Raw genomic sequence first — 26,819 nt, forward strand, 5'->3', positions numbered from 1 at the left:
TGCCTCCTTGGCGAAAAAACTCAGATGTCGAAGGTAAGAACCATCCCGGGCAGCGTCAAGGTTGCTCATTGCGGCTCGGCCCGGTCGAGGGCGGCCAGTACCAGCGTGGTCGGCAGCGGCATCAGGCGGGCGCTAGCGGTCCAAAGCAAGGCCGTCTCAACGGCTTTTCCCGGATAAATCGCCGTCAAAGCCGCAGTATAGGCCCCCATCTGTCGTAAAAGTCCATCTGGAACGGATGCCGCTTGTTCCGGAATCAAGCTGTTGGATTTGAAATCGACAGCCAACACACGATCTTGTGACACCACCAATCGGTCAATGATGCCGTGCATGCGGCGATCCAGCCCGGTCAGATGCGCGGAAATGTCCACCTCGGCCAAGGTGTCGGGGTGAAACAGGAACGCCAGATCGGGGTTGGTCAGCACGCGTGTTGCTTCAGCCAGAAGTGCGCCTTGGTCAAGATCGGTTTCGCCGTCGACCCCCATGCGCAGCAGGTCAGGCGTCAGGTTGGGCCAGCTTGCCGGTGGGTAGTTCGGCAGATGCTCTAACAGTAAGTGCAAGCTGCGCCCCCACAGCTTCGCTGTCGCCTCGTCGCGCCCCAAATCGCCGGCCAAAGCCTTGGCGCCCCCCAAGTTGGACGGGGCAACCGGTTTCGGTGGTTCGGTCTCAAGTGGCGCCGGGCCCGAGGTCCAGTCCGGAAGGGCGGGCAAGCTAGGCCCGGCCTCTGCTGCCCCTTGGACGTCGCCGCCATCCCAGTCACCGCGGGCATGACGCAGCCCGTTGCCGGTCGGAAATTCCATGGGTCCCGCGTCACACAATGCCATGGCGGAATGCACCAGATCGTGCCAGCTGTCGCCGGATTTGCCAAGCTCCCCCGCAGCACAGACCCAAAGCCAAACCTCGGCCCGGGTCATGGCAACATAGAGCAACCGCAAGCGTTCTTCGGCCTGTAGCGCCTGCAGATCTGCCTTCGCAGATTTCAAAAGATCCGGCAGATCGTCGGCGCTGGGGGGCCACGCCGCCCAGCCATCCTGCGTGATCAGAATTTCCGACCCCGGCGAGGCCCGGCGACTGGCGCAATCCGGCAAAATAACCACTGGCGCCTCTAATCCTTTGGACCCGTGCACTGTCATCACACGCAGGCTTTCGCCGCTGGCATCGGCTTGGCGCTTGATCTCTACATCCTCGGCCCGCATCCATTCCAGAAAGCCTGTCAAACTGGGAATGTCGGTGGATTCATAGGTCAGTGCTTCACCCAACAGGGCGTCGATGGCCTCTTCGCAGTCGGGACCCAAGCGCGCGATCAGGGCTTGCCGCATGCCGTGCCGGTTTAGGATCCGTTCGAGCAGATCATAGGGGCGCAAGAAGTCGGCGGTGGCGATCAGGTCGTCCAAAATGGCCATGGTGCGGCCGCGAACCGGCTGGGCGCGCAAGGCCGACCACAGCAATCCGCGCCGAGGCTGCGCCAATTGAAAGAGCCCATCTTCCGACCAGCCAAACAATGGCGATCGCAGGGCGGTGGCCAAAGCCAAATCATCCTCGGGCAGTGCCAGAAACGACAAAAGCGCAAGCAGGTCACGGACCGCGAGATCCTTGGTCAGGATCAATCGATCGGCCCCGGCGATGCGCAGGCGTTCCCGTTTGCACGCGCGCAAGATCTCGCGGAATAATTGCCCGCGGCGCTGGACCAGAATCAGGACATCGCCTTCAGACAGCAGCTTGCGACCGCCCTTGCCGTCAGGGATGGTTTCGCCCGCGTCGATCAGACGGCGCAACTCACTGGCAATGGCATCGGCAAGCACCGCGTTCTCATGCCGAGGGCTAATCTGGTCCACCGGTCGATGCCAATCGGGTGTATCCGGTTCTTCCGGCTTTTCCACCGGCGGCCATAGATCGACCCGGCCGGGCAGTTGGTCCTTAAAGGCGATATGGCGGGTCGTCCCGCCGACACCTGCCGCCGCTGCGCCGTCAAAGGTGGCATCAACGACCTCCAGAACCGCAGGCGAGGACCGAAAGGAGTGCTCCAAGGCATGGATCTGCAATTGCTGTGCCGCCTCGGTCAGGCGGTCGTCGAAGTGCTGGCGCAGGCGGTCAAATTCCTGCGGATCTGCCCCTTGGAACGAATAAATTGACTGCTTCTTGTCGCCGACCACAAAGATGGTGCGCAAGGTATCGTCGCGGGCGCTGTTTCCTGCGGTAAATTCGCAGGCCAGTAGGCGGATGACCTCCCATTGTACGGGGCTGGTGTCTTGCGCCTCGTCCACCAGAATGTGATCAATGCCGCCGTCAAGTTTGTAAAGGACCCAGTCGGCCACCCGTGGATCGGTTAACAGATCGCGAGCGCGCAGGATCAGGTCGTCGAAATCCAGCCATCCACGTTGCGCTTTGCGTGCGTCGACCGCAGGCAGGAAGACGCCGGCAAACCGGTGCAAGGTTGCGGTCTTGCGGGCCGATACCAGCGCCTGACGCATGGGGCGGGCGTCTTCGACCCGCTGCATCAGATCGTTGAGGCGATCCATCAGGTCCGGGCCAAGGGTTTTACGGGTCGGCGCGGTTGGGAAGCTGTCGATTTTGGCGGCAAACGGCGCTTTGGCTGTGGCGCCGAACAGGAACACGTTTTCCATAACCGCGAGGTCCGAGAGCACCAGTGGACGTGCCGCCAAAGGTTCCAGCTTGCGGGCTGCGGTGGCGTCATTTCCGCCTTTGGCGCGCAAGGCGGGCAGGAGGCTGGTGATCAGATCGCCTTCGTCACCATCAAAGATTTGCGCCAGCAGGGCGTCGGTGCTGAAGGTTTGGGGCAGGCCGTGCGCTTCCAGCGCGGCGGGCAAATCCAGCGGCGGCACAAAGCTATCTCGGTCCTTCAAAATGGCCCGGGTCAGACGGTCTAGATCATCGCCTGACAAATAGGCTGCGATCCCGTCAACGGCGCTTGCTTCTGAGCCGTCGGACAGTTCTTCCAGAACCTCGTTGCACAAGGCGGATTGGGTCCGCTCGTCCAGTTCGGTGAATTGGGGAGAGACGCCAGACTCTAGCGGAAATTGCCGCAGAAGTGATGCGCAAAACGCGTGAATGGTTTGAATTTTCAACCCGCCAGGGGTTTCAATGGCGCGGGCGAACAGACGGCGGGCGGCATCCAGTCGGCTGGTTTCCAGCGTTCCTTCCACCCCAAGTTTGGTCAGGGCGGCGCGCAGATCTGCATCGGGCTTCATCGCCCAGTCACCCAACTGGCTGAACAAACGGTTCTGCATTTCGCTGGCGGCGGCCTTGGTAAATGTCAGGCACAGAATGTTTTGCGGCGGCACTTGCGCCATCAAAAGGCGTGCCACCCGATCCGTCAGAACTCGGGTTTTTCCGGACCCAGCATTTGCCGCAAGCCAAGTCGAGGCAGTGGGATCTGCTGCGGTGATTTGGCGTTGGGTGGCGTCATCGAAGGGCGCGGTCATTGGCCGACCCTCACTGGAACCGGGGCATCACCCAAATCCCACTCACCCGCGCGGGAGAGCTGCGCATAGTCGCTTTCGAAGCGTTCTGTTTCGGGGGCAAGTTGGGCGGTGTAGCCCTTATCGGGGTCCAGATAGGCAGCAATCAATTCGGTCAACTCGGCAAGTGTTTCGGTGACGGGCGATTTGGCCAGCGGCGCATCCACAGATTTCAATTGTCCGCCCAATCCAAGATAGGTGGCACGATAGACCGGTGCCGCCGGGATGCCGTCAAAGCCGCCGTTTTCGGCAATGGCGGCTTCCAGCAACAACTGTTTGGCAAAGGTATTTTGCTGCTTTTCACTGGGGGGCGTGCCGGTCTTGTAGTCATAGATGGCAAGGCCACCGTGATCCGCCTGATCAATACGGTCGGCTTTGGCGGTCAGGCGCGTGTCGACCGTGGGCAGATCCATATAACCCTTCACCTCGTACCACTTGGGTTGGGCTTGGGTTTGGCGTGCGGCCTCTTCGATCAGAAAGGGATCGGCGATCCGGGCCAGACGCGCCAGCCACAGGCGGCGGGCCGTCGGCCATGGCACCTCGTCTGTCAGGATGCGGTCGGCGATATCCAGAAGGGCTTGGCGGCGGTCTAGCTCTGGCAGTTCGGCCATGCGTGGGACGAAGGCTTCCAGAACCCCGTGCAGCACGGTGCCGCGGTCGCGGGGTTCTGGTCGCTTGCGCAGGGGATCAAGGGCAGACAACCGCAAGATCCGCCGTGCATAGATTTCGAACGGATCGCGGATCAGCGTTTGCACATCCGTCACCGACAAGCGTCGTGGACGGGCCGCAACCGGGGGCAATGGCGACGGGCGGGACGCCGGTGCCATTGGCTGGGCCGGCCGGTCCATCGCCGCCGCCATGTCCACCCAGCGTTGGCCGCGTTGGCGCATTTGAGCCAAGGCGGCCCCCCCGTTCTGATCGTCCAATCCGCTGAGCAAATTTGTTAGCCGGTTCAGCCACCGCGATGGTACCGCTGGCGCCTCGCCATTGCGGGCAGCGCGGCTGAGAACCACCGTCGGCGCGCCGATCGCCTGTTGAAAATCATGCGCCGACAGGCCGACCCTACGTTCCGGCAGCAGCAGGCCGGTCCGGGTGCGCATAGACCGGTTCAACCATGGATCGGGACTGGGAAGTTCCGGCCATGTGCCGTCGTTCAGCCCGCCCAGAATGACCAGATCCGCGCCCTGAACCCGGGCTTCCAGCGTCCCCCAGATCATGACATCGGCACGCGGACTGCGTGGATCGCGGACTTCGCCGGACAGCACGGCGTTCAGAAGCGCCATAAAGCCTGCCGGGTCGACATCGCCGCCGTGATGGGCTTCTTCTGCCAATTGGCTCAGGGCCTTGCGGGCTTCGTTGCCATCGCGATCGGTCCAGAAGGTCAGCTTTTCAGGCGGTGCCGTGTGACCAAGGGCCAACGCCTCGATCCCCTGCCAAAGCCGGGCCACGAAGGGGCCAATCGGGCCGCTGCCGATATCGGCATGCCCGATCATGCAACGCGAGATCCATTCGATCCATGGCCGCGGGTCATCCGTTGTCCGCGGTTTGAGCGGCCGATCAGGGGTGGGCGTCTCGGTCTCTCGGGGTGCCTGACGTTTCTCGTAATAGGCCTCGCCCCATTTTGTCAGCGACTCGTGTGTCGGGAAGGCTGGGCCATGACGGCGCAGATGCAGTTCCAGCTCCCGGGTCCAAAGCAGGTGAGTGTTGCGATCCTGTGCCCGGTGAACGAGCGGATGTTTCAGCAAGACCAACAGCGCCTCGGCGGTCAGGTGCTGGCCGAACAGCGCCGCAATCTGCCGGATCATGCGTCCGGCTGGTGCTTGGCGCAGCGGCTCACCGGCGCTGTCGTCAGGCTCGATACCCCACCGGTCCAACGCGGCCGTCACCCGCCGTGTCAGCATCCGGTCCGGGGAAATCAGGGCGGCGGTCTGGCCATCTTCGATCGCTTGCCGCAGCCGCAGCGCGATGGCAAGCGACTCGCCCCGTGGATCGGGGGCTTCGATCAAGGACAGGCCTGCGGTGGCTGAGATCAGATCCCCCAAGGCCGGGCCGTCGCGGCGCCAGCCATCCGTTACTGGCGCGGGCCGCAATGCCAATGACACCAGCGCGTTTCGGGACGGGCTTGGGGCCGGAGTATCCGCCCACGTGGGCAACTGCGCCGGATCCAGACCCAAGCTGTCGGCGATCAACGCAAAGCGGTACTGGGGGTGATCCTGCTGGGGATGTGGTGCCAGCAGTCCGCGCCAGATCTCAGGCGTCATTCCGGGATCGACGCCGGGCAGAACCACCGCGCCATTGGGCAACCGCGCCACGGCCTCCATCAGCATTCGGGTGGTCCCGCGCGAGCCGGTTGAGCCCGCCACAAGGATCGGATCGCGCGGGGGCGCGGTCTTCCAGCGCTGGATCAAGTCTTCGATCACCCGCCGTTGCCGTGCTTCGGGGTCCATCGGAACGGTGGGATCGCTGGACAGGAAATGGCCGACAAGCGTCAGAAACCGCAGGCTTCGTTCCCAGTGTCCCGATTGGTCGGTCACGTCGAGGGCGGCCAGATCTGCCAGTGGCACGCCTTCGCCCTGCATTTCGTCCATCAGCGCGGCAAGACTGGTGGCCAGATCGAAAGCCGCGGTTTTGGGGGCAAGGCTGGGGTCGGCCTCAATCAACCGGCTGACCAATTGGCTAAGTTCCAGCCGCCGCCGCAAGCTTGGGACTGACGGTGGCAGGCTGCTGGCCGTGTCGCAACCAAGGTCGGAAATCAGCCGCAGGCGGGGCAAAAGCCGGGCCGGGCCATCGTCGAACAAGGCGCGAATGCGGCGTTCCATCCGGCGGGTGCTGAGATAGACCGTGACCCGAGCGAGGGCTTCGGGCGGCTGGCCTGAAAACCGTTCCAGAAGTCCAGCAACCAGTGCGCGGGGAAAGTCGACGCCGGGGGCGACGCCGTAAAGGGCGGGGCTGTGCGGGACGAAACTCATGGCAGCAACTCCGGCGGATTGGCCAGCATCGCTTCGGCCATATCGATGCCCTCGGGGCGACCGACATCGCACCATCCGCCCCGATGAACCGCACCAAACAGCCGTCCGGATTGCGCCATGATATCCCACAACACATTGAGGGAAAACGCAGGTTTGTCGATGCTGGTCAGGCTGTCCGTCCGCAGAATCTGCGCGCCCGAATAGACATATCCGGGGCCTCGCGTGATCTGATGATCCGGGGCCAGCGCAAAATCGCCGGGACCGGAATGGCCGGTGGCGCGCGATGCGGGCACCAGCAACAACAGCGCGTCCATTTGGGTCGGGTCCCAGGCCCGGCGCAGGGTTTCGAGCGGGTTGGGGCCGGTCCAGATCGCATCGGTGTTCAGGGTAAACACCGGCGCCGGTCCCAGCAACGGCAGGGCCGCCCGAAGACCGCCACCGGTTTCCAGAATGTCCGGGGTTTCAACGGACAATTCCACGGCCTGACCGGCCAAGTGGTTTTTTAGTTTCTGGTAATGATAATGGGCATTTACCACCCGTTTGGGCACAAACTCGGCGAGGCCAAGCGCATGATCGATCAGCGGGCGTCCGGCGACCGGGATCAGCGGCTTGGGGCGGTCGGCGGTCAGCGCACCCATCCTTGTGCCGAACCCGGCAGCGAACAGCATTATGGCGTCGGGATCGTGCCGCATCGGTCGGTTAGTCCTTGCAAGAGGTCAGGGGTCGGTTCGGGCAGGTAGCGGGCGACGCAATCGGCCAGATCCGTCAGATCGGGATGGGCGAGGTTGGCCTGCAAATGGCCCCAGACCCGCGGGATCAGGGCGATGTAGCGGGGCTTGCCAAAATGCAGGGATAGGCGCGAAAATATCCCGAGAATCCGCAAGTTACGCTGTGCGCCAAGGGTCGCGAGGGCGGCCCTGAATGGCGCCTCTGGCAGGCCAGTCAGGGTCAGGTAGTGCTCAATCACAGTGGCGCGGATCCCCTCGCCGAGATCGCGGCGGGCATCGTCAAGAAGCGAGGCCAGATCATAGGCGGGATGGCCCGCGAACGCGTCTTGGAAGTCCAGAAGTCCGGTGCGCGCCGGGCCAGTCCGGTTCGGCAACCAGATCAGGTTTTCGGCGTGAAAATCGCGGTGAACCAAGACTGGCCGCGCCGGAATGGCATGGGCTTGCAGCAGCGGCAGAAGGGCGGCGGACAGGGCGGAAAAGGCGTTCGGACTTTCGTCGGATTTTTGTCGGACTTTTGTCGGACCGGCATACCATGTCACTGCGGGTTCGGTCATGGCGGCGAGGACTTCGGCATTCGGATGGGCCAGCGATGCCGGGGCGGTGTGGCGATGCAGGACGGCCAACAAGTCCGTGGCCGCGCCATACAGCAAGGGTTCAAGGCTTGGCGCACCCTTGATGACCGGAGCAAAGACCGCATCGCCCAGATCCTCAAGCAGCAGCAGCCCGTCATCAGGGGCGCCGGACAGGATGCGCGGGGCAGACAGGCCCCAGTTTGACAAGATCTCGTCCACGGCGACAAACCGGCGGGTGCTGTCATCGGGCAAGGGCGGGGCCTGCATCAGAATGGCTTGGCGACCGTCGGGATGGCGCAGCCGGGCATAGCTGCGCGTGGATGCGTCCCCGGCCAGAGGGGTGCGGGCGGCGTCTTGCCAGCCGGCTGCGGTCAGAAACGCTGTGAGGTTAGGCATGCGCGGTCCAGTCGGAAAGGATCGGGGCAAGGCGGGCGGCCCAGCGAGGATCGGTCGCGGTCAAGGTCAGGTGGCGGGCGTCATCTGACGCGCCATTCTCAAAGGACAGATGCAGGGCCTCGGCAGGCAGATCGGGCCCCAGCCGGTCGGGCCATTCGATCAGACACAGCGCCGTGGCAAAGGCGTCGTCGAGGCCCAGCTCGAACGCTTCGTCGGGATGGGTCAGGCGGTAGAGATCGCTGTGCCAGATCTCCAGATCGTCGGCCTGATAGGTTTGGACTAGGGTGAAGGTCGGCGACGGGATGTCCTCGTCCAGCCCAACTGCGTTCAGGCGGCAGCGGATCAATGCCCGGGCAAAGGTGCTTTTCCCCGCGCCAATGGCACCGTGCAGCGCCAGCGTATCCCCGGCCCGTAGATGCGGGGCGAGGGTGCGGGCAAGGCTGGCGGTGCGCCGCTCGGACGGTAGGTCGATCAGATGGGGCATGGTCAGGGTCATGGCGCAACTATGGGGATCGGGGGACGGGGTCACAAGTCGGATTGACGCCGGGACTTTGCCCGTGCGCTGACCACGGCAAACGGGATCGCGAAGCTGAGGAACAACAGGCGAAAGACATGGTGGAAGCTGACGAAGGTGGTGTCTGCCCCGACCACGGCGGCCATGGCGATCATGGTCTCTAGGGCGCCGGGGGCGAGGGCCGTCAGCACATCCAGAAACGGCAGATCTACCACGCTGACAATGGCATAGGACAGGGCCACAACCACCGCCAGTCCGCCAAAGGTTAGAAACAGGGCGCTGAGGGCCCCCTGAAGGATCAGGCGCGGGGTGACGCCGGTAAAGCGGGTGCCGATCAGGGTGCCCATGGCGATGAAGGCGGCGGTGGACAGCACCGGCGGAACAATCCCCGGGGTCAGACCGGTGCCATGGCCGAGCAATGAAATGGCCATGCCGGCCAGCAGAAAGCCGGCTGGAACGCGCAGGCGGGTAAACAGGAAGCCGGTGGCGACCGCCAGCCCGGTCAGCGCAAGCAGGTGGGGCAGCGACAGGGTCATTCCGGGCGGCGCGGACATCGACAGGTCGGCATCGGTCAGCAGGGCGACGGCCACCGGCACCACGAGGGTCAAGGCCAGAACGCGCAAGGACTGGATCACCGAGACCATGGTGACATTCGCGCCGGTGTCGAGGCTGAGCCCCATGACAAAGCTGAGGTGACCGGGCGCCGAGGCCAGAAGGGCCGTCACCCGGTCCAGCGCGAACAGGCGGCGCAAGGCCCATGCCCCGCCCAGCATGATGACGCAGACGGCCAGCACCACGCCGATCAGGCTGACGGGCCATTTGATCGCCGAGCGCAGCACATCGGGTGTGACGCTTGAGCCAAGGCTCAGGCCGATGATGGTGAACACCGTGTTGCGCAGGGGCACCGGGATCAGGCAGCGCACCCCAGCAACGGCGGCAACAGAAACGACGGTGGCAGGCCCGGTCAGGAATGGCGCAGGCATTCCCAGCCAGACGGCAAGAGCAGCGCCAAGTGCGCCAAGGCTGCATGTGACCGCAAGAGTTTTAACCATGAATGGGGTATCGCGCGGGTGGCAGGAAGGCTCAAGCGCATTGTGAACGCGGCTGGTCCCGGCGATGAAAAAGGCCGCGCCCGGGATGGGGCGCGGCCTGTGTTTGGGTCGGTCTGGGCCTACGGGGCAGGCCGCGCCGTTTACTGATCGGCAGGGGACAGGGCCGACAGGCCTTTCAGGATGTCGATAGCATAGGCCATCTGGTAATCCTCAATCCGAAGTTTGGCCGAGGCTTCGGCAATGGCGCGATCCTCTTCCAGCTGGCGCAGCTCGTCTTCGGTGAAGCTGTCATTGTTGAGGCTGCCGCGCAGGTCGGCCTCTGAGCGGAAGGGCCGTGCGGCATCATCGGCGTCTTCGTCCACGTCCACTGGGCGAGGCTGTTCCACAATGATATTCGGCGCGACGCCAAGGGCCTGAATCGACCGGCCCGACGGGGTGTAATAGCGCGCAGTGGTCAGGCGCATCGCCCCATCACCACGCAGCGGTACAACGGTCTGGACCGAGCCCTTGCCGAAGCTTTTGGTGCCGACGACGACGGCGCGGCGGTGATCCTGAAGTGCACCGGCAACGATTTCTGACGCCGAGGCCGAGCCGCCATTAATCAGCACGACGATAGGCTTGCCTTCGGTCAGATCGCCGACAGAGGCATTAAAGCGTTCGCCATCTTCCACGTCCCGGCCCCGGGTCGAGACGATCTCGCCCTTGTCGAGAAAGGCGTCGGACACCCGGATGGCCTGATTGAGCAAGCCGCCGGGGTTGTTGCGCAGGTCCAGAACGAAGCCGTTGACGTTGTCCATGCCGCCCAGTTCTTCGACCGCTTCTCTTAGGCCTTCTTCGAGGTTGTCATAAGTCTGGTCGTTGAAGGTGCTGATCCGCAGGACGACACTGTCGCCTTCGGTGCGGCTGCGTACAGCTGTCAGTTTGATGGTGTCGCGGACGATGGTGACATCGAACGGATCGTCGACGCCCTCGCGCACGATGGTGATGATGATCTCAGAGCCGACGGGGCCGCGCATCAGTTCGACAGCGTCATCGAGGTTCAGGCCGAGAACGCTTTCGCCATCCACCATAGTGATGAAATCGCCAGCCTGAATGCCGGCGGCGGCAGCGGGGGTGTCATCGATCGGTGACACCACTTTGACGAAGCCGTCTTCTTGGGTGACTTCGATGCCGAGACCGCCAAATTCGCCCCGGGTCTGCACGCGCATGTCGTCGGCATCGTCTGGCGACAAATAGCTGGAATGCGGATCGAGCGAGGTCAGCATGCCGTTGATGGCAGCCTCGATCAGGTCGGTGTCGTCGACCTCTTCGACATATTGGGACCGGATACGTTCGAAGATGTCCCCAAACAGATCGAGTTGTTGGTAAACTGTCTGGCCGTCCTTTTGATCCTGAGCCAAAAGCGGCCCGGCCAGTTGGGTGGTCAACACGGTTGCGGCCAGGGTGCCACCAAGGGCGGCCATCACGTAGGATCTCATCTCAGGTCTGTCCTTTCCGACCGCGCCCCGGTTCGCCGAAGACGCGACTTTCATTTCACTCCGTTGCACACTTATAAAGCGCGTCCGGGCGGCGGGTGCCAGCCCGAAGGCGATCTGATACCGAAAATGTGTGCAACCCCGCCCGTTCCGGTGGCGCGCAGGCTTAGCTTTGGATCAAGCTGTGACCGGTCATTTCCGGCGGCAAGGGCAAACCCATCAGTTCCAGCAGGCTGGGTGCGAGATCGGCCAGACGTCCGTCGGACATGCGCGCGCCTTTGGGACCGCCATAAAGCGCCGCCGAGACCAGATTGGTGGTATGCGCCGTGTGCGGCCCGCCGGTTTCCGGGTCGATCATCACTTCGCAATTGCCGTGATCGGCCGTGATGATCATGGCGCCGCCCACCGCGTCGAGCGCTTCGGTCACGGCGGACAGACCCCGGTCCACGGCTTCGCAAGCCTTGATCGCGGCGTCCAGATCGCCGGTATGTCCGACCATGTCGGGATTGGCGTAATTGGTCACGATAAGATCATAGCCGCCATGGATCGCCTTTACGAACTCGCGGGTGACTTCCGCCGCGGACATTTCGGGTGCCAGATCATAGGTGGCCACTTTCGGCGAGGGGGCCATGTAGCGGTCTTCGCCCACTTCGGGGATTTCCTGCCCGCCGTTCAGGAAGAAGGTGACATGGGGGTATTTTTCGGTTTCGGCCAAGCGGAACTGGCGCAGGCCTTTTTGCGCGACCCACGAGCCCAGCGTGTTGACGATCTTTTCTTTGGGATAGGCGGTGGCGTACCATGCGTTATGGGCGTCTGAATAACCGACCATCCCCAGCAGGGCGGCCCAGTCTGGTCGCCCGGAGACATCGAAATCGGCAAAGTCGGGCTGGGCAATGGCGGCCAGTATCTCGCGGGCGCGGTCGGCGCGGAAATTCAGGCAGAACACCCCATCGCCATCCGCGGCCCCGGTATACTCGCCCAGCACGGTGGCTGGGACAAATTCATCGGTTTTGTCGGCTGCATAGGCTTGCGCGACAGCGGTTGCCGCATCGGGGGCGGTCGCAGTGCCCTTACCGGACACAATCGCGTCATAGGCGGTTTGGACCCGGTCCCAGCGGTTGTCGCGATCCATGGCAAAATAGCGCCCGGTCAGGGTGGCGAGGCGGACCCCATCTGGCAGGGCCTTGGTCAGGGTTTCGAGATAGCCCAAGGCCGATTTCGGCGCCACATCGCGGCCGTCGGTGATGGCATGCAGGGCGACCGGCACACCGGCGTCGGCAATGGCGCGGCAGGCGGCCAGCACATGGGTAATATGGCCATGCACCCCGCCATCCGAGATTACCCCGAGAAGATGCGCGGTGCCGCCGGAAGCTTTCAGCGTTTCGGTGAAGGCAAGAATGGCGGCGTTGGTGAAGAAGCTGCCATTCTCAATCGCCAGATCAATGGCTCCGAGATCCATCGCCACAACCCGGCCTGCACCGATATTGGTGTGGCCGACTTCGGAATTGCCCATCTGGCCTGACGGCAGGCCGACATCCGGTCCATGGGTGGTCAGCAGCGCATGAGGGCAGGTGGACATAATCCGATCAAAGGTCGGGGTGTCCGCAAGGGCCGGGGCGTTGCCGGGGGTGTCGGCACGGGCACCCCAGCCGTCAAGAATGCACAGGACGACAGGTTTCGGCGCGGTCATGGTGGGGTCCTTCCGGGCTGATGTCTTGGACGGGGTCGCAATAGGGGCGGTATATCAAGGCGGCGCAGGTGGCGCGAGCGGAAAGGCAAATGCTCCCGCCCCGGGCCGATCTGACGCTCGCCCCGGGTTGGGCCGGGCATGCCGGGCTGTGCCCGCCATGCGGTAGCGCGAGATGGTCGGGGTGGGGTGGGCCTTCAGCCGCCGAGGTGTCGGTCGCCGCGCGCTTGGGCCAGTGCGATCTGCTTTTGTCGTTCGCGAAAGCGGGCCTTGTCGGCATCGGAGGTTTCATCCGTGCAGTGGTGGCAGGCGACGCCCGCTTCATACTCGGGCCGCTTGGTGTCTTCGGGCAGCAGGGGTCGGCGGCAGGCGTGGCACAGAAGATGCGGTCCTTCGGTCAGGCCGTGCCCCACCGAGACCCGGCCATCAAAGACGAAGCAATCCCCTTGCCAGAGGCTGGTTTCGGCGGGGACCTCTTCGAGGTATTTCAGAATGCCGCCCTTGAGGTGAAAGACGTCCTCGACCCCTTCGCCCAACAGATAATTGGTCGATTTCTCGCAGCGGATGCCGCCGGTGCAGAACATTGCGATCCGTTTGTTGTGGAAGCGGTGCTTGTTGGCCTGCCACCATGCCGGGAATTCGCCGAAGCTGCGGGTGTCGGGGTCTATGGCGCCGGAGAACGTACCGATGGCCACTTCGTAATCATTGCGGGTGTCGATCACGGCCACATCCGGCGCAGAAATCAGCGCGTTCCAGTCGGCGGGGCTGACGTAATGACCGGTGCCGGCCTGCGGATCGACCTGCGGTTGGCCCATTGTCACGATCTCGCGCTTCAGGCGAACCTTCATGCGGTTGAACGGAGGGGCGCTGGCGGTGCTTTCCTTCCATTCAAGATCAGCAAACCCGGGCAGGGCGCGGATATGGGTCAGTACGGTGTCGATCCCGGCGCGGCTTCCGGCGATGGTGCCGTTGATGCCTTCGGGGGCCAAGAGCAACGTGCCGGTGACGCCTTGGGTGCAACAGACTTCGGCCAGCGGCCCGCGCAGGGCTGCGGGGTCTGGAATGCGGGTGAAATGATAGAGGGCGGCGACGATCTGCATGACCGGCGATGTAGATCCCCGGAGGGGGCGCTGGCAAGAGCAAGCTTCGGGGGTGGTTGACCTTCGTTTTCCGGCTGCTTACCGATGTTCGGAAATGGAAGGACCCGCGATGCGCCCCCTCACTGACGCTCTTCTCGTGATCGACGTCCAGAATGACTTCTGCGAGGGGGGCCGTTTGGCTGTGCCCGGCGGTGCGCAGGTTGTGCCTGTGATCAATGGGTTGATTACGGAATTTCAGACGGTTGTGCTGTCGCAGGACTGGCACCCGGAGGCCCATAGCTCTTTTGCAAGTCAGCATCCCGGGCGCGCGCCAATGGAGATGATCGAGCTGGCCTATGGCCCGCAGGTACTGTGGCCGGATCATTGTGTGCAGGGCAGCACGGGTGCGGCGTTTCACCCGGACCTGCATCGCGACCGGGCCCAGATGATTCTGCGCAAAGGGACGAACCGGGCTGTCGACAGCTATTCGGCATTTTATGAGAACGACCGCACCACCCCGACCGGGTTGGACGGATATCTGCGTAACAAAGGGATCACGTCGGTCACGGTGGTTGGGCTGGCTCTGGACTTTTGTGTCAGTTATTCGGCGGTGGACGCGGCCCGGCATGGTTATACGGTTGAGGTGCTGACCGCGGCTTGCCGCGCGATCAATGTGGCGGGATCGCTGGAAGCGGCCATGGGCGATATGACAGCCGCGGGCGTTACGATCACCGGCTAAGCCAATAGCCCGGCAAGGATCGGGCGGAGAGGGATGTGAGATGGTCGACATCGCCACGCGAGTTTACAATCATAAGTGGAAGGTCGATCAAATCGTCCGGTCGCTTTTGGATACAGATTTTTACAAACTTTTGATGTGCCAATCGGTCTTTCGCAATAAGCCGGACACAATCGTCCGTTTCAGCCTGATTAATCGCACGAAATCGATCCGCCTTGCCGATTTGGTGGATGAAGGCGAATTGCGAGAGCAATTGGACCATATTCGGACATTGCGCCTATCCCGCGGCGAAAGCACATTTTTGCGCGGCAACACCTTCTACGGCAAGCGGCAGATGTTTCGACCCGACTTCATGGAATGGTTCGAACAATTGCGCCTGCCGCCCTATCATCTGGAAAAGCGCGACGGGCAGTATGAGCTGACGTTCGAGGGCAGTTGGCCGGAAGTGATGATGTGGGAGATCCCGGCGCTGGCAGTGCTGATGGAATTGCGTGGCCGCGCGGTTCTGAAGGACATGGGCCGGTTCGAACTGGAAGTACTCTATGCGCGGGCGATGACCAAGCTGTGGGAGAAGGTTGAGCGACTTCGCGAGGATCCCGCCCTGCGGATCGCTGATTTTGGCACGCGTCGCCGCCATTCGTTCCTGTGGCAGGACTGGTGCGTGCAGGCGATGATGGAAGGGCTGGGACAAAGTTTTGTCGGCACGTCCAACTGTCTGATCGCGATGCGCCGTGAAGTCGAAGCGATCGGCACCAATGCCCATGAACTGCCGATGGTCTATTCGGCATTGGCCGATGGTGACGCAGAGTTACTGCAGGCGCCGTATCGGGTGTTGGCGGATTGGCATGAAGAACATGACGGCAATCTTCGGATGATCCTGCCGGACACCTATGGCACCGAGGGCTTTTTGGCCGGGGCGCCGGACTGGCTGGCGGGATGGACGGGCATTCGGATCGACAGTGGCGATCCGGCGACCGGGGCTGAGACGGCAATCCGATGGTGGAAAAGCCGCGGCGAAGATCCCCGTCAGAAGTTGGTGATTTTTTCCGACGGTCTGGATGTGGACAAGATGCTGGAGCTGCAAAATCGGTTCCGCGGGCGCGTCAAGGTGTCGTTTGGCTGGGGAACGCTTTTGACCAATGACTTCAGGGGCTTGGTTCCCGGAAATGCCCTCGATCCGTTCTCACTGGTGTGTAAGGCGGTGTCGGCTGACGGTCGTCCGACGGTCAAGCTGAGCGACAATCCGAACAAGGCCATGGGGCCGGATGACGAGGTTGCGCGTTATAAGCGTGTCTTCGATGTCGGGCCACAACTGTCGATGGATGTCGTGGTTTAACACCTATCACTGGCAGGGATATGCGCATCGAGAATTTGGTCGTCGGACAGGGAGGCGTCCGACGACCAGAAATTTGTAGCGCGGATCAGGCGATCAGAAATTCGTCCAGCGACTGACCATTGGCTGTGGCTTCGTTGATCCAATGCGGCTTGCGCCCGCGTCCGCTCCAGGTTCGCGACGGATCTTCCGGATGGCGGTATTTCGGCGGAAGCGGAAGCTTGTCCTTCTTCGATGTGCCATAGAGGTCGGAAACGGAGAAACCCATTTCCCGTGCCTTGGCTTCGACTACGGCAATCGCTTCTTTGCGGCGGCGGTCTTCGAAGCTGTCGATCGCCTTTTTGACATTGCTCTGTAGAATTTTAAGTTCTTCCAGCGACAATTTGGACAGGTCTTTATCTGGCATTCTTGTCATCTTTTCTTTGTTTGATGGCGTTCCGTAGGGAGGCAATTAACATTGAGCCACCCGATGCATCCTTTTATATAAAGATCAATTTGAAAATAAAAGCCCCTCTTTAAGGGATGATCGTTAAATGGCGGAAAATTGTTTATCGGAACTCATGTAATCAAGGGGCGCTTTTTATTAATTGACGCAGGGTAAATGCAAAACGCGCCATAATTGGTTTTGGTTCCATATAAAGTTTATAAATTTTTGGCATGGAGTCATGTTGAAGTGTTGATTTCGTAAGTCGCGTGATCGATGCCCTTACGATGGAACGGTCCAATTTCTGGAAAGAGCGTTGGATATCGTTTGCTTGATAGCAATAATCGGGCAGGGCGCAGCGAAGATTATTCAAAACTGAAATATTGAGCCCATATCAGATTTATCTGATGATCCTTCGACTGGGCCGTCAGACGACCTATTCTGCATCGTCAACCTTGCCGCGGAGCGATTTCACCGTGCTGCGCTGAGACTTTCCCGCCAGCCGCCGGCGGACGCTGGCCTTGGTGGGTTTCGTCGGGCGGCGGCGTTTTGGGGTGATCAGGGCAGCGCGAATTAGTTCGGCAAGGCGCTCGCGGGCGATGTCGCGGTTGCGGGCCTGACTTCGGGTGTCTTCAACCCTCAGCAGCAGCGCCCCCTCTTCGGTCCAGCGCCGTCCGGCCAGCCGTTTGAGCCGCGCCTTAACAGGATCGGTCAGGTTCGGGCTTCTGGCTGCTTCAAAGCGCAGTTCGACGGCGGTTGAGACTTTGTTGACGTTCTGACCACCCGGCCCCGAGGACCGGGTAAAACTTTCGGTCATCTCCCAATCCTGTAGGGCGATTTGATCGGTGATTTCCAGCATGGCGCGGCCCTTTGCTTGGTCCTTTGCGACCCCGTTTCAGGCCCCTCATAGCGCCATTCACCGGAAATTGGCAGAGGGTCGCGCTGGACGTGCGGCTAAGTCGCCAGCAACCCGAGAATGGCGGCAGCGCTGGCCGGGCTCATGGCGAGGGGGATATCGTAATACACCGCCAGTCGCAGCAAGGATTTGACGTCAACATCATGGGGCAGGGCGGATAGCGGGTCGGTGAAGAAGATCAGCCCGTCAAGCCGGCCTTCGGCGATCATCGCACCAAGCTGGGCGTCACCGCCAAGCGGGCCGCTTTTCATTCGGATGACCGTCAGCCCCAGATCGTCATGTAATCGTCCGCCGGTGGTGCCGGTGGCGTAAAGATCGAACTTGGCCAGAACATCAACCCGGGGCCGAGCCCAGTCGATCAACATTGATTTCTTGGCATCATGCGCCACAAGGGCAAGGGTCTGTTTGCGGGACATGGGGCACTCCTGCTGGGTCGAGAGTGTCATACACGTTTGGGCCGCCGTGTTGAGAGGGTTTTTCTGGCGCGGCAATGCGGGGCCGCGAAAGTGCCCGAAAAGCCGCATGGTGCGGATCGGCGCATGGGAAATACATCTGTCCGAGCGGTTCCTGCTGCGATCCGCGCGACATCGTCGTAAAAGCGCTGTATGGAAGGGGAATGTCACAGTCCGCATCCCCTTTCAGCCCCTTTCTGGACGCTTTGCTGAGCGCGCAGATCACGGCTCTTCAGGCGCAAGAGCCGTTCTGGAAGGCTGTCGGGTCGGCCGTGGATGCCGCAGGCGGCGATGGTGCCGCTGCGAATGCATTCTGGGATGAGGCGAACCATCTGCGCGCAGATTGGGTTTCCAAGCTTAGCCCAGCCGGATCGGGCGATGATACTGCTCTTGAAACCTTGCGGCGGATGCTGGACCCGGCGCAGTTTCTGGGCGCTGGTTCTGACGATATTAACGTGACCCTGCGCAAGCTTTTGGAGGGACACAACCTGTCAGGGCTTGGCGCGGCTGATCCCAAATTGCAATCGGTCGCCCAAGACTGGGCGACGTTGTGCGAGGCGGGTGCGCGCTATCGCTTGGTCATGGGTCAAGCGTGGATGCGGGCCTTTGAAACTTTCGCGGAGGTGGTGAATGCCGATCCGGCGTTGGCTGCGTCCGGACCGCGGGCGTTGTCGGACCGTTGGCTTGCCATTGCCAATGATGAGTTGATCGCGACCCAACGTTCTGAACCTTTTTTGGACGCGCAGCGCATGTTGCTGCGGGCGGGCGTCGCCTATCGTCAGCGGGAACGCGACGTGATCGAAAGCTGGTGCGAGGCGCATGCGATCCCCACACGGTCCGAGATCGATGATATGCATCTGACCTTGCACGTGCTGCGCCGCCAAGTGCGCGAGTTGCGCAAGCAATTGGCCGATGCGTCGATGGCAGTGCACCCCGGCAGCGGGTGCTGATCGGCCAGATGGCGGCGGGTCCGGGTGAAAATAAGGGTCTGCATGACCTTCTAGAGGTCGGCACCAATTTCCTGCGCTGTCTTGAGACGCTGTCCCATGTTGAGGCAGATGATATTCAGATCGCAACCGCGCCCAAGCACCCAGTTCTGCAACAGGACCGCATGACGCTGTTTCGCTATGACCGCGCTGACACGGGGCCTGCACCGATCGGGCCGGTGCTGATCGTCTACGGACTGATTGGGCGACCTTGGATGATCGACTTACAGGAAGACCGCAGTCTGGTGCGCAATCTGCTGGCGGACAATGTGGATTTGTTCGTGGTGGATTGGGGGCACCCGACCCGGGCCGATCAATATCTGACGATTGATGATTATGTGGATTGGTATCTCGACGATTGTGTCGATCAGATCTGTCAGGCGACCGGAGCCTCGGCTGTGACCCTGTTGGGAATTTGCGAAGGCGGGGTCTTCTCGACGCTTTATGCGGCCCGGCACCCCCAGAAAGTGCGGAACTTGATCCTGACGGTGACGCCGATCGACTTTCATGGCGATCTAAAGGATGCCGATCCCAGCCATGGGTTTGTGAACCTGTGGACCCGCAATCTGGCAGACGAAGATATCGAGGGGCTGATCGGCACTTATGGGAACTTGCCGGGCGAGATTATGGCGGCGGTCTTTCTGGCGATGACTCCGCTGAAGACGTTGACGAAATACAACCGAGATCTCTTGGATTTGGCGGCAGATGAACCCCGGATGTTGAATTTTCTGCGCATGGAGAAATGGCTGGCGGACCGGCCGCATCATCCCGGCGCGGCGGCGCGACAATGGTTGATTGATCTCTATAAAGAGAACCGGCTGGTGCGCGGCACATTCGAGATCTCTGGCGCCCGGATAGATCTGGGCAGTTTGACCCTGCCGATCCTGAACATTTATGCGCAGCATGATCATATCGTGCCGCCGCCTTGCTCTACGGCGCTGGCCGGGCTGGTCGGCAGCACGGATTACACCGAACTGGCACTGCCCTGTGGCCATATTGGGGTGTTTGTTGGCGAGAAAAGCCAATCGGTCGTGCAGCGCGGGATCGTGGACTGGTTGCGGGTGCGGCCCTAAACCCGAAACTGCCGGGCCGCCGCGCTGACCTGTGCGGCGGCGGCGACCGGATCGATGATCGGGGCGTCGATGGCGGCGCGGACGGCGTCCACCACCTCGGACATGCCAGCACAGCCTAAGATGATGCAATCGACCCCGTCTTCGGACAGGGCGGCGCGGCAGTGGGAAATCACTGCCGCGATCACGTCGGACGCGCCAGATTCAAGCGCAAGAACCGGCACTTCGCTGGCGCGGACCCGGCCGCAGGCATGCCATAAACCCTCGGCGCGGATGTTATCCTCTAAGATCGGTACCGATACGCCCAGCGTGGTCACGACCGAAAACCGCTGCCCGGTAAGCGCGGCGAGGTGATAGGCCGCTTGTCCGATGCCAATAACCGGGCAGGCGGCACGGGCGCGGGCCTCGGCCAGACCGGTATCGTCAAAACAAGCGATGATGATGCCATCGGCCCCGGCTGCGCTGGCATCATCCACCAGTCGAAGCAATGGCGGCACCGCAGCGGCCCCGTCTTCTGGCCCCTGAATGGAGGCAGGCCCAAGATGCGAGGTCCAGCCGTCGAAGGTTTGGTACGGGGCGGCGTCGCGGGCTGTTTGCACGATCCGCGCCGTCATGGCTTTGGTGCTGTTGGGATTGATCAGGATGGTGCTCATGGCCGGATCACACCAGACCCTGACCGGCATCCGAGCCGGTCTTGGCCTTGCGCCGACCCAGCACAAGCACGGTGACCAGAAAAACGGCGATGATCAACAGTGAAAACAGGGTTGTCAGTGTCCCCAACGCATAGATCACCGGGGTGGTGACATTGGTGGTCATGCCGTAAATCTCCAGCGGGAGGGTGTTGTAACTGCCCGAGGTCAACAAGGTCCGGGCAAACTCATCATAGCTGAGGGTGAACCCGAACAGGGCGACCCCGATCAGGGACGGGGCGATGATTGGCAAAACCACGTAGCGCAGGGTTTGCCACGCGCTGGCGCCCTGATCGCGGGCGGCTTCTTCATAGCTTTTGTCAAAGCGGTTGAAGACGGCGAACATGATCAGAAGGCCGAAGGGCAGGGTCCATGTCAGTTGCGATCCAAACCCGGACGTGGCCCAATGCACCGGCAGCCCCAATTGATTGAAGATCAGCCCAACCCCGAGTGAGATCAGGATCGACGGGATCACCAGAGAGGTGATGATCAGGTAGAACACCAGCCCTGACCCCGGAAAGTGCTTGCGGAACGCCAGTCCGCCCATGACCGAGACGACGACGGTGGTGACCATCACCATGAGACCAAGGGTGATGCTGCGCCAGAAAGAACCCCAGATATCGCCGACCGCCTGTTGTTCGAACAGATCGGCAAACCAATGGATTGAGGTGCCGCGCATCGGGAAGGTCAACCCGCCGGACGGCCCTTGAAAGGACAAGATGCCGATGGTGATGGTCGGACCGTAGAGGAATAGCAAGAACAGGCCGAAGATCCCGGCGAGGACGTAAAAGCTTTTGGGGCGTTTTTCGTGCATGTCAAAGCTCTTTCCGAATATCGACGAAGCGCAGGAAGATGCCGATCACAATCAGCACACTGCACAGCAACACTACAGCCGTTGCCGCCGCAGAGGGATATTGCAGCAGCGCGATGTCGTTAGAGATCAGCCGTCCGACATTGGCTGATTGGCTGCCGGACATGATCCGCACGGTGACGAAATCGCCCATCACAAGGGTCACGACGAAGATGGTGCCGATCATGATGCCGGGCTTGGTCAGGGGGATGATGACGTTCCACAGGATTTGAAGCCCGTTGGCACCGCCGTCGCGGGCGGCCTCAATCAGGGATTTGTCGATCCGCATCATGGTGTTGAAGATCGGCACAACCATGAACAGGGTGTAGAGATGCACAAAAGCAAGGATCACCGAAAAGTCCGAGAACAGCAGCCAGTCCAGCGGTTCGTCGATTACCCCCCAGGACAGCAAGGCAGAGTTGGCGATGCCATTGCGGCCCAAAAATGGGATCCAGCTGATCATCCGGATGATGTTCGAGGTCCAGAATGGGATCGTGCATAGCAGGAACAAAACGATCTGCCATGTCAGGCTGCGCACATGAAAGGCAAGGAAGTAGGCGACGGTATAGCCCAGCGTCAGGGTGACCGCCCATGTGATCAGGGCGTATTTCAGCGTATTCAGAAAGACGCTGTAGGTGACGGGCGATCCAAACAGGAAGGAATAGTTTTCAAAGTCAAACGCCGGGATGATCGAAAATTCGGTGGCGCGCCAAAAGCTGACGGTGCCGATCATGATAATCGGCATGACCAGAAACAACACCAACACCAGAACCAGTGGGCTGGCCATCAGCCAGCCGACCAGTCCCGGTCGCCCCTTGATCCCGCTGGATTTGCGCAGGGGACCGACGCTGCCGGCCCCCGATTTTGTGCCTGCGATGGTCATGCGGCGATGAACTCGTTCCATTTGCGGACCATGTACTGGTTTTCGTCCATGACAGCGTTCCAGCAGGCGACGGCGCCCATCCGGTCGTAGAACGAGCCGCCATCGCGAACCGCCCCGGCCGTTTCCATGACCACGCCTTGCGGGTTGAGGATGTCGGCTGTTGCGGGCTTGCCTTCGAACCAGAAGCCCCATTCGTTCGGGGTCATGAACCCTTTCGAGGTTTCCGGAACGGCAGAGTAATAGCCCTGCCGCATCAAATAGCCACCGACCCAGCCGGAGAGATACCAGTTAATGTATTCGTATGCGGCGTCCAGTTCGAGACCGCTGAGGCTTTTGGACAGGCCAATGCCGCCGCCCCAACTGCGATAGCCTTCTTCCAGCGGCTGGTAGACGCAAGGAATGCCTTTGGACCGCACCGCAGTGATGGCGGGCGACCACATCGACTGGATCACCACTTCGCCCGATGCCATCAGGTTGACGCTTTCGTCGAAGGATTTCCAGAAGGCGCGGAACTGACCGGCTTTCTTGGCTTCGGTGAAGATCGCCAGCGTCTGGTCGATCTCACTGCGGGTCATGTTGCCCTTGTCGCCATAGGTGATTTCACCCATCGACTCGCACACCATGGCCATATCCATGATCCCGATTGACGAGATGTCCAAAAGCGAGGCTTTGCCTTTGAATTCCGGGTTCAGCAATTCCGACCAGTTGTTGATCGGACGGCCAATCAGATCGGGGCGGATGCCCAGCGTATCGGCATTATAGATGGTCGGGATCAGGGTCATCCAGTTGGTCGGCTCAGTGGCGAAACTGGTGCCGTCGGGGCCCTCTACAAAGCCCACGGTCGAGGGCGCGGTGCCTTGGGCGACGGTGCTTTCCGGGGTCAGTTTGCCGGTGGTGAAAATCGGCACGATCTTGTCGAACAGGTCGATGCGCGACACATCCATCGCCTGCAGATTGCCGGTCGGCCAGACCTTCTTGCAGATCCAGTATTCGATATCGGCGATGTCAAAGCTGTTCGGCTGGGTCGCGGCACGCTGGGTGACGCTGTCACTGTCCAACGCGGTCATCTCTAGTGTGAAGCCAAGGTCTTCTTTTACCTTATTGCCGACATCATTGAGGTTCGATACGCCGGTGCCGAACTGGCGCAGGGTGACGTTCTTGATGTTTTGCGCCCAGATCATCGGTGCGCCCAGCGTACTGGCCCCGGCAAGGGTTGCCGTTGCGGCTGCCCCTTTCAAGACGCTGCGGCGGTTCAGGCGTTGGGTGGTCCCTGTCATGGTCTGTCTCCGGTTTCGTAGGGGGAGGTGTGGGTGTTCGCGGGCCGTCTGATTATCCGGCCAGCGCATGTTGCCGGTCGGCCGGCCATGTCAGGCCGACCGGCTGGCCGATCTCTTTGGGGGCGCTGAAGAATGTGGCCTCTGGGATCATCGCAGTAATATCTTGGGCACCGTGGGCACGGGCCATCAGTGCAACATGCGCCCCTTGATATTCGATGGCGGTCACCACAGCTGGCAGCACCCCGGTCCCGACGTCGGTCAGGCTGACCTCATCGCTGCGCACGGCGACCGGCCCATTGGCCAGATCAATTACGTTATGGCCGCCCATAAATTGCGCCACGAATTTGGTACGTGGCGCATTAAAGACCTCGCGGGCAGGTCCGGCCTGTTCAATCACTGCGTTGTTCATGACGACAATCTCATCGGCCAGCGCCAGCGCCTCGTCTTGTCCATGGGTGACGTGGATGAAGGTAATGCCCAGTTCGCGCTGGAGTTTTTTCAACTCGGTACGCATCCGAATCCGCAGAAACGGGTCGAGGGCCGACAGCGGTTCGTCGAGCAGAAGAACCTGAGGCTGGGTGATCAGCGCCCGGGCCAGTGCGATGCGCTGCTGCTGACCGCCGGACAATTGCGCCGGCAGCCGCGCCCCGAATTTCGACATATCTACCAATTCCAGCAATTCACCGGCACGGCGATGGCGGGTTGGCTTGTCGACGCCTTTCATCTTCAGGCTGAACGCCACATTGTCGAGGACGGACAGATGCGGAAACAGCGCGTAATTCTGAAACATCATCGCCGTGCCGCGCTTGGCTGGGGGCAGGTGCGAGATGTCAGATCCGGCCAGAAGAATGGATCCGCTGGTAACCGCCTCGTGCCCGGCAATCATCCGAAGTGTGGTCGATTTCCCGCAACCCGACGGTCCCAACAGGCAAGCATAGCTGCCACTGCGAAACTTGTGGTTGATCGATGTCACTGCCAGTGAGGTGCCATAGCGCTTGGTCAGGGAAATCAATTCAAGGGTGGAGGGTCCGGCCATATCTGTTCCTCTTTGTTGAGGCGACCCTGCGGCACGACCTCATAGGGTTCGACGGAAAACCGAACGCGGGCGGACGAAAGGCATGGATATTGATTAAATATTATGCGGTTCTGTGGTGGCGTGCGCGGTTTTACGGCATAAAGCCGGATGCAATCGGGTCGCCAACGGTCCACAGTCAGGAAAACTTGGCCTTGGATCTGTCGCACGTCAGAACGATTAGACCCCGGCGAAGGAGACGACAGTGACGGATCGGTTGATCAACAGGGAACAGGCATGGTGCGAATGTTCCGTCCAAAACGCGATGTCAGCACATTGGTGCCATCTCTTTTCGGCGCCAGGTTTGCGGCTGCCCCCCGCGGTGACGCCCAGTGTGCACAAGACTTTGATGAGGGTCCAATGATCCGAACCATGACAGAGGCAGACCTGACGCAGGTTTTAAACTGGGCTGCGGATGAGGGTTGGAACCCCGGCATGGAGGATGCGCCCGCCTTTCTGGCGGCCGATCCGGGCGGTTTTCTTGTGGGTGAACAGGACGGAAAGCTGGTTTCGGCGATTTCAGTTGTCAATCACAGCCCCGAGCAGGCCTTTTTGGGCCTCTATTTGGTGCACCCGAACTATCGCGGCCAAGGCCTTGGCATGGCAATTTGGTCGGCCGGATTGGCGCAGGCAGGGGCGCGGTCTGTCGGTCTGGACGGTGTTCCGGCGCAGCAGGCCAATTATGCCAGGTCGGGGTTTGTCCGGACCGGGCAGACGATCCGCTATGCTGGACTGCTGCAGGGGGAGGCGTCGCAAGATGTGCGCCCATTTACAACGAATGATTTGGAACCACTGCTGGCGGCGGATGCGCTGGCCTGCGGGGTGATGCGACCGGCTTATCTGGCAGCGTGGCTTCAAGGGGCCCGCCATCGGGAAACTTTTGTTCTGGATCTGCCACAGCGACCCCTCGGATTTGTTACCGCTCGCGACTGTCGGACGGGGGTAAAAATCGGTCCGCTTCATGCGCCGGACCGGGCTTCGGCGCTTAGACTTTTGATGGCCTGCCTTCCGCATGACCGGGCCGTTGATATATCCCTCGATATTCCGGCTGACCGGAAAGATATGTGCGCTTTGGCCGAGGATTTGGGGTTGGTGCCGGTGTTCGAAACCGCGCGAATGTATTTGGGTCCTGCCCCGGTTGCGGCGCCGCCGGCTTATTATGCCATTGCCACTATGGAATTGGGTTGAACCACATGCCTGACAGCAAAAAGAGCCGTCCGATGGACGACTCTTTCCGAGAATAGCAGGAGGGGGGTCGGTTATGGACCTCCGTCCAATTCAGGCGGCGCATGGCCGATAGGATTGCCTAGCGACGCTGCCCCTGAATTGTCCCGACACCTGACTCCAATACCTCTGTAGACACTGGACCACCTCCTTTCAGTTGTTAAACCTAAATCCGAGTGTGGCGCGGCCCTGCGATTTGTCAAAGAAAATGTGACACAATAGGGGCGCAGAAGATCACTTTGTGATCTGCGTAGGTTTTGATGCCCATTGGAATTGCGTTTGCAGAGCCTTTCGCTGATGCGGGGCCGCTGATGTCAGATCGGGCGCATCAACAATCGTGCGACGATGATGCGGAACGGAACCAGCGCGATCAGCGCCAACCCAAGTTTGACCGACCAGTCTGCCATGGCCAGAGACACCCAAAGCGGCACCACGGGACCATGCCCAAGAAGCGGTAATGCCGCGTTTGCCCATGCCACATCTGCTGCGGGATCCAGAAAGGTGAAACTTGCTGAGAAGGCGATGGAAAAGAAGATGGCGGTGTCTAAGGTGGCGCCGACAAGGGTCGAAACCAGCGGCGCCCGCCACCATCGGCCCGACCTTAGCCGATCAAACAGCGCCACATCCATCATCTGCGCGGTCAGAAAGGCCAGTCCCGATGCCAGCGCAATTCGCCATGTCACCAGCGGCCCGAACTCGCCGGATATTTGGGTGCCGATCAGTGAACAGATCAGACCGACAATGAAACCGGCGATGACGACCCGGCGCGCGGCCCGAACCCCGTAAACGCGGTTCATGACGTCGGTGACCAGAAAGGCAAGTGGATAGGTGAATGCGCCCCACGTCAGCCATTGGCCGAACAAGTGCTGCACGAGGATATTCGAAGCAACGACAATGGCCGCCATGGCCATCATGCCTGGAAGAAGACGTGACATAGGTATTTTTCCGTTTTCACAAGG

At 61.2% G+C, this 26,819-nt stretch carries 23 protein-coding genes; 5 read left to right on the top strand and 18 right to left on the bottom strand.

Going from position 1 to position 26,819, the window contains the following annotated elements; genetic code table 11:
* Window positions 1-65: 65 nt before the first annotated feature.
* The 9 genes from addA to BV911_RS07950 all read right to left on the bottom strand — a co-directional run bounded on the left by addA (window position 66) and on the right by BV911_RS07950 (window position 13,969).
* Window positions 66-3,440, bottom strand: coding sequence for a double-strand break repair helicase AddA (addA, locus tag BV911_RS07910; protein ID WP_086053066.1), 3,375 nt, complete (start codon window positions 3,438-3,440; stop codon window positions 66-68).
* Window positions 3,437-6,445 (bottom strand): double-strand break repair protein AddB, encoded by a 3,009-nt coding sequence (gene addB, locus BV911_RS07915; RefSeq protein WP_086053067.1) that lies wholly within the window; start codon window positions 6,443-6,445, stop codon window positions 3,437-3,439. Before addB ends, addA begins: the two co-directional genes overlap by 4 nt.
* On the bottom strand, window positions 6,442-7,137 hold the full coding sequence (locus BV911_RS07920; protein WP_086053068.1) for a nucleotidyltransferase family protein: 696 nt from the start codon (window positions 7,135-7,137) through the stop codon (window positions 6,442-6,444). Before BV911_RS07920 ends, addB begins: the two co-directional genes overlap by 4 nt.
* Complete coding sequence (locus BV911_RS07925) at window positions 7,113-8,141, bottom strand: aminoglycoside phosphotransferase family protein (protein WP_086053069.1); 1,029 nt, start codon at window positions 8,139-8,141, stop codon at window positions 7,113-7,115. The genes BV911_RS07920 and BV911_RS07925 overlap by 25 nt, the downstream gene beginning before the upstream one ends.
* Entirely contained in the window at window positions 8,134-8,637 is a 504-nt protein-coding gene (tsaE, locus tag BV911_RS07930; protein ID WP_240512190.1) for a tRNA (adenosine(37)-N6)-threonylcarbamoyltransferase complex ATPase subunit type 1 TsaE, read from the bottom strand. Before tsaE ends, BV911_RS07925 begins: the two co-directional genes overlap by 8 nt.
* Before the next feature lie 29 nt (window positions 8,638-8,666).
* Complete coding sequence (locus BV911_RS07935) at window positions 8,667-9,707, bottom strand: AbrB family transcriptional regulator (RefSeq protein WP_086053071.1); 1,041 nt, start codon at window positions 9,705-9,707, stop codon at window positions 8,667-8,669.
* A 140-nt stretch (window positions 9,708-9,847) separates the two neighbouring features.
* Complete coding sequence (locus tag BV911_RS07940; protein ID WP_086053072.1) at window positions 9,848-11,185, bottom strand: S41 family peptidase; 1,338 nt, start codon at window positions 11,183-11,185, stop codon at window positions 9,848-9,850.
* A 163-nt stretch (window positions 11,186-11,348) separates the two neighbouring features.
* Window positions 11,349-12,872, bottom strand: a complete 1,524-nt coding sequence (gene gpmI, locus BV911_RS07945) for a 2,3-bisphosphoglycerate-independent phosphoglycerate mutase (RefSeq protein WP_086053073.1) — start codon at window positions 12,870-12,872, stop codon at window positions 11,349-11,351.
* 194 nt (window positions 12,873-13,066) lie between these two features.
* Window positions 13,067-13,969 (bottom strand): rhodanese-related sulfurtransferase, encoded by a 903-nt coding sequence (locus BV911_RS07950; RefSeq protein ID WP_086053074.1) that lies wholly within the window; start codon window positions 13,967-13,969, stop codon window positions 13,067-13,069.
* 109 nt (window positions 13,970-14,078) lie between these two features.
* Here BV911_RS07950 and pncA point away from each other — a divergent pair, with 109 nt between their 5' ends.
* The gene (pncA, locus tag BV911_RS07955; RefSeq protein ID WP_086053075.1) at window positions 14,079-14,687 is read left to right on the top strand and encodes a bifunctional nicotinamidase/pyrazinamidase; all 609 of its coding nucleotides are present in this window, start codon (window positions 14,079-14,081) and stop codon (window positions 14,685-14,687) included.
* A 40-nt stretch (window positions 14,688-14,727) separates the two neighbouring features.
* On the top strand, window positions 14,728-16,020 hold the full coding sequence (pncB, locus tag BV911_RS07960) for a nicotinate phosphoribosyltransferase (RefSeq protein ID WP_086053076.1): 1,293 nt from the start codon (window positions 14,728-14,730) through the stop codon (window positions 16,018-16,020).
* A gap of 85 nt (window positions 16,021-16,105) precedes the next feature.
* Here the strand turns inward: pncB and BV911_RS07965 are convergent, their stop codons facing one another.
* The 3 genes from BV911_RS07965 to BV911_RS07975 form a co-directional block, all read right to left on the bottom strand.
* Entirely contained in the window at window positions 16,106-16,423 is a 318-nt protein-coding gene (locus BV911_RS07965; RefSeq protein ID WP_086053077.1) for an H-NS family nucleoid-associated regulatory protein, read from the bottom strand.
* Between the two features lie 454 nt (window positions 16,424-16,877).
* Window positions 16,878-17,300, bottom strand: coding sequence for an alternative ribosome rescue aminoacyl-tRNA hydrolase ArfB (gene arfB, locus BV911_RS07970; protein ID WP_086053078.1), 423 nt, complete (start codon window positions 17,298-17,300; stop codon window positions 16,878-16,880).
* Between the two features lie 95 nt (window positions 17,301-17,395).
* The gene (locus tag BV911_RS07975; protein ID WP_086053079.1) at window positions 17,396-17,773 is read right to left on the bottom strand and encodes a methylglyoxal synthase; all 378 of its coding nucleotides are present in this window, start codon (window positions 17,771-17,773) and stop codon (window positions 17,396-17,398) included.
* Window positions 17,774-17,973: 200 nt separating this feature from the next.
* Between BV911_RS07975 and BV911_RS07980 the strand changes: the two genes are divergently transcribed.
* A complete protein-coding gene (locus tag BV911_RS07980; RefSeq protein WP_168184016.1) occupies window positions 17,974-18,759 on the top strand; it encodes a poly(R)-hydroxyalkanoic acid synthase subunit PhaE in 786 nt (261 codons plus the stop codon).
* Complete coding sequence (locus tag BV911_RS07985) at window positions 18,753-19,868, top strand: alpha/beta fold hydrolase (protein ID WP_205963819.1); 1,116 nt, start codon at window positions 18,753-18,755, stop codon at window positions 19,866-19,868. Before BV911_RS07980 ends, BV911_RS07985 begins: the two co-directional genes overlap by 7 nt.
* On the opposite strand, the gene BV911_RS07990 is transcribed toward BV911_RS07985, so the two are convergent.
* From BV911_RS07990 to BV911_RS08010, 5 genes are all read right to left on the bottom strand, one after another.
* Window positions 19,865-20,518, bottom strand: coding sequence for an aspartate/glutamate racemase family protein (locus tag BV911_RS07990; protein ID WP_086053118.1), 654 nt, complete (start codon window positions 20,516-20,518; stop codon window positions 19,865-19,867). The genes BV911_RS07985 and BV911_RS07990 overlap by 4 nt on opposite strands.
* A 7-nt stretch (window positions 20,519-20,525) precedes the next feature.
* On the bottom strand, window positions 20,526-21,368 hold the full coding sequence (locus BV911_RS07995; protein ID WP_086053081.1) for an ABC transporter permease: 843 nt from the start codon (window positions 21,366-21,368) through the stop codon (window positions 20,526-20,528).
* Between the two features lies 1 nt (window position 21,369).
* Window positions 21,370-22,191, bottom strand: a complete 822-nt coding sequence (locus tag BV911_RS08000) for an ABC transporter permease (protein ID WP_240512193.1) — start codon at window positions 22,189-22,191, stop codon at window positions 21,370-21,372.
* A gap of 92 nt (window positions 22,192-22,283) precedes the next feature.
* Window positions 22,284-23,564 carry a PotD/PotF family extracellular solute-binding protein gene (locus tag BV911_RS08005; protein ID WP_086053083.1) on the bottom strand — a complete coding sequence of 427 codons (1,281 nt, stop codon included), beginning with the start codon at window positions 23,562-23,564 and terminating at the stop codon, window positions 22,284-22,286.
* 52 nt (window positions 23,565-23,616) lie between these two features.
* Window positions 23,617-24,600, bottom strand: a complete 984-nt coding sequence (locus tag BV911_RS08010; RefSeq protein ID WP_086053084.1) for an ABC transporter ATP-binding protein — start codon at window positions 24,598-24,600, stop codon at window positions 23,617-23,619.
* A gap of 396 nt (window positions 24,601-24,996) precedes the next feature.
* Here BV911_RS08010 and BV911_RS08015 point away from each other — a divergent pair, with 396 nt between their 5' ends.
* Window positions 24,997-25,824: a GNAT family N-acetyltransferase gene (locus BV911_RS08015; RefSeq protein WP_086053119.1), complete on the top strand. Its 828-nt coding sequence runs from the start codon at window positions 24,997-24,999 to the stop codon at window positions 25,822-25,824.
* A 350-nt stretch (window positions 25,825-26,174) separates the two neighbouring features.
* On the opposite strand, the gene BV911_RS08020 is transcribed toward BV911_RS08015, so the two are convergent.
* Window positions 26,175-26,795: a queuosine precursor transporter gene (locus BV911_RS08020; protein WP_086053085.1), complete on the bottom strand. Its 621-nt coding sequence runs from the start codon at window positions 26,793-26,795 to the stop codon at window positions 26,175-26,177.
* Between the last annotated feature and the right edge of the window lie 24 nt (window positions 26,796-26,819).

This window comes from Pseudoruegeria sp. SK021 (genome assembly GCF_002119405.1).
In the GTDB taxonomy this organism is placed as follows: Bacteria; Pseudomonadota; Alphaproteobacteria; order Rhodobacterales; family Rhodobacteraceae; genus Meridianimarinicoccus.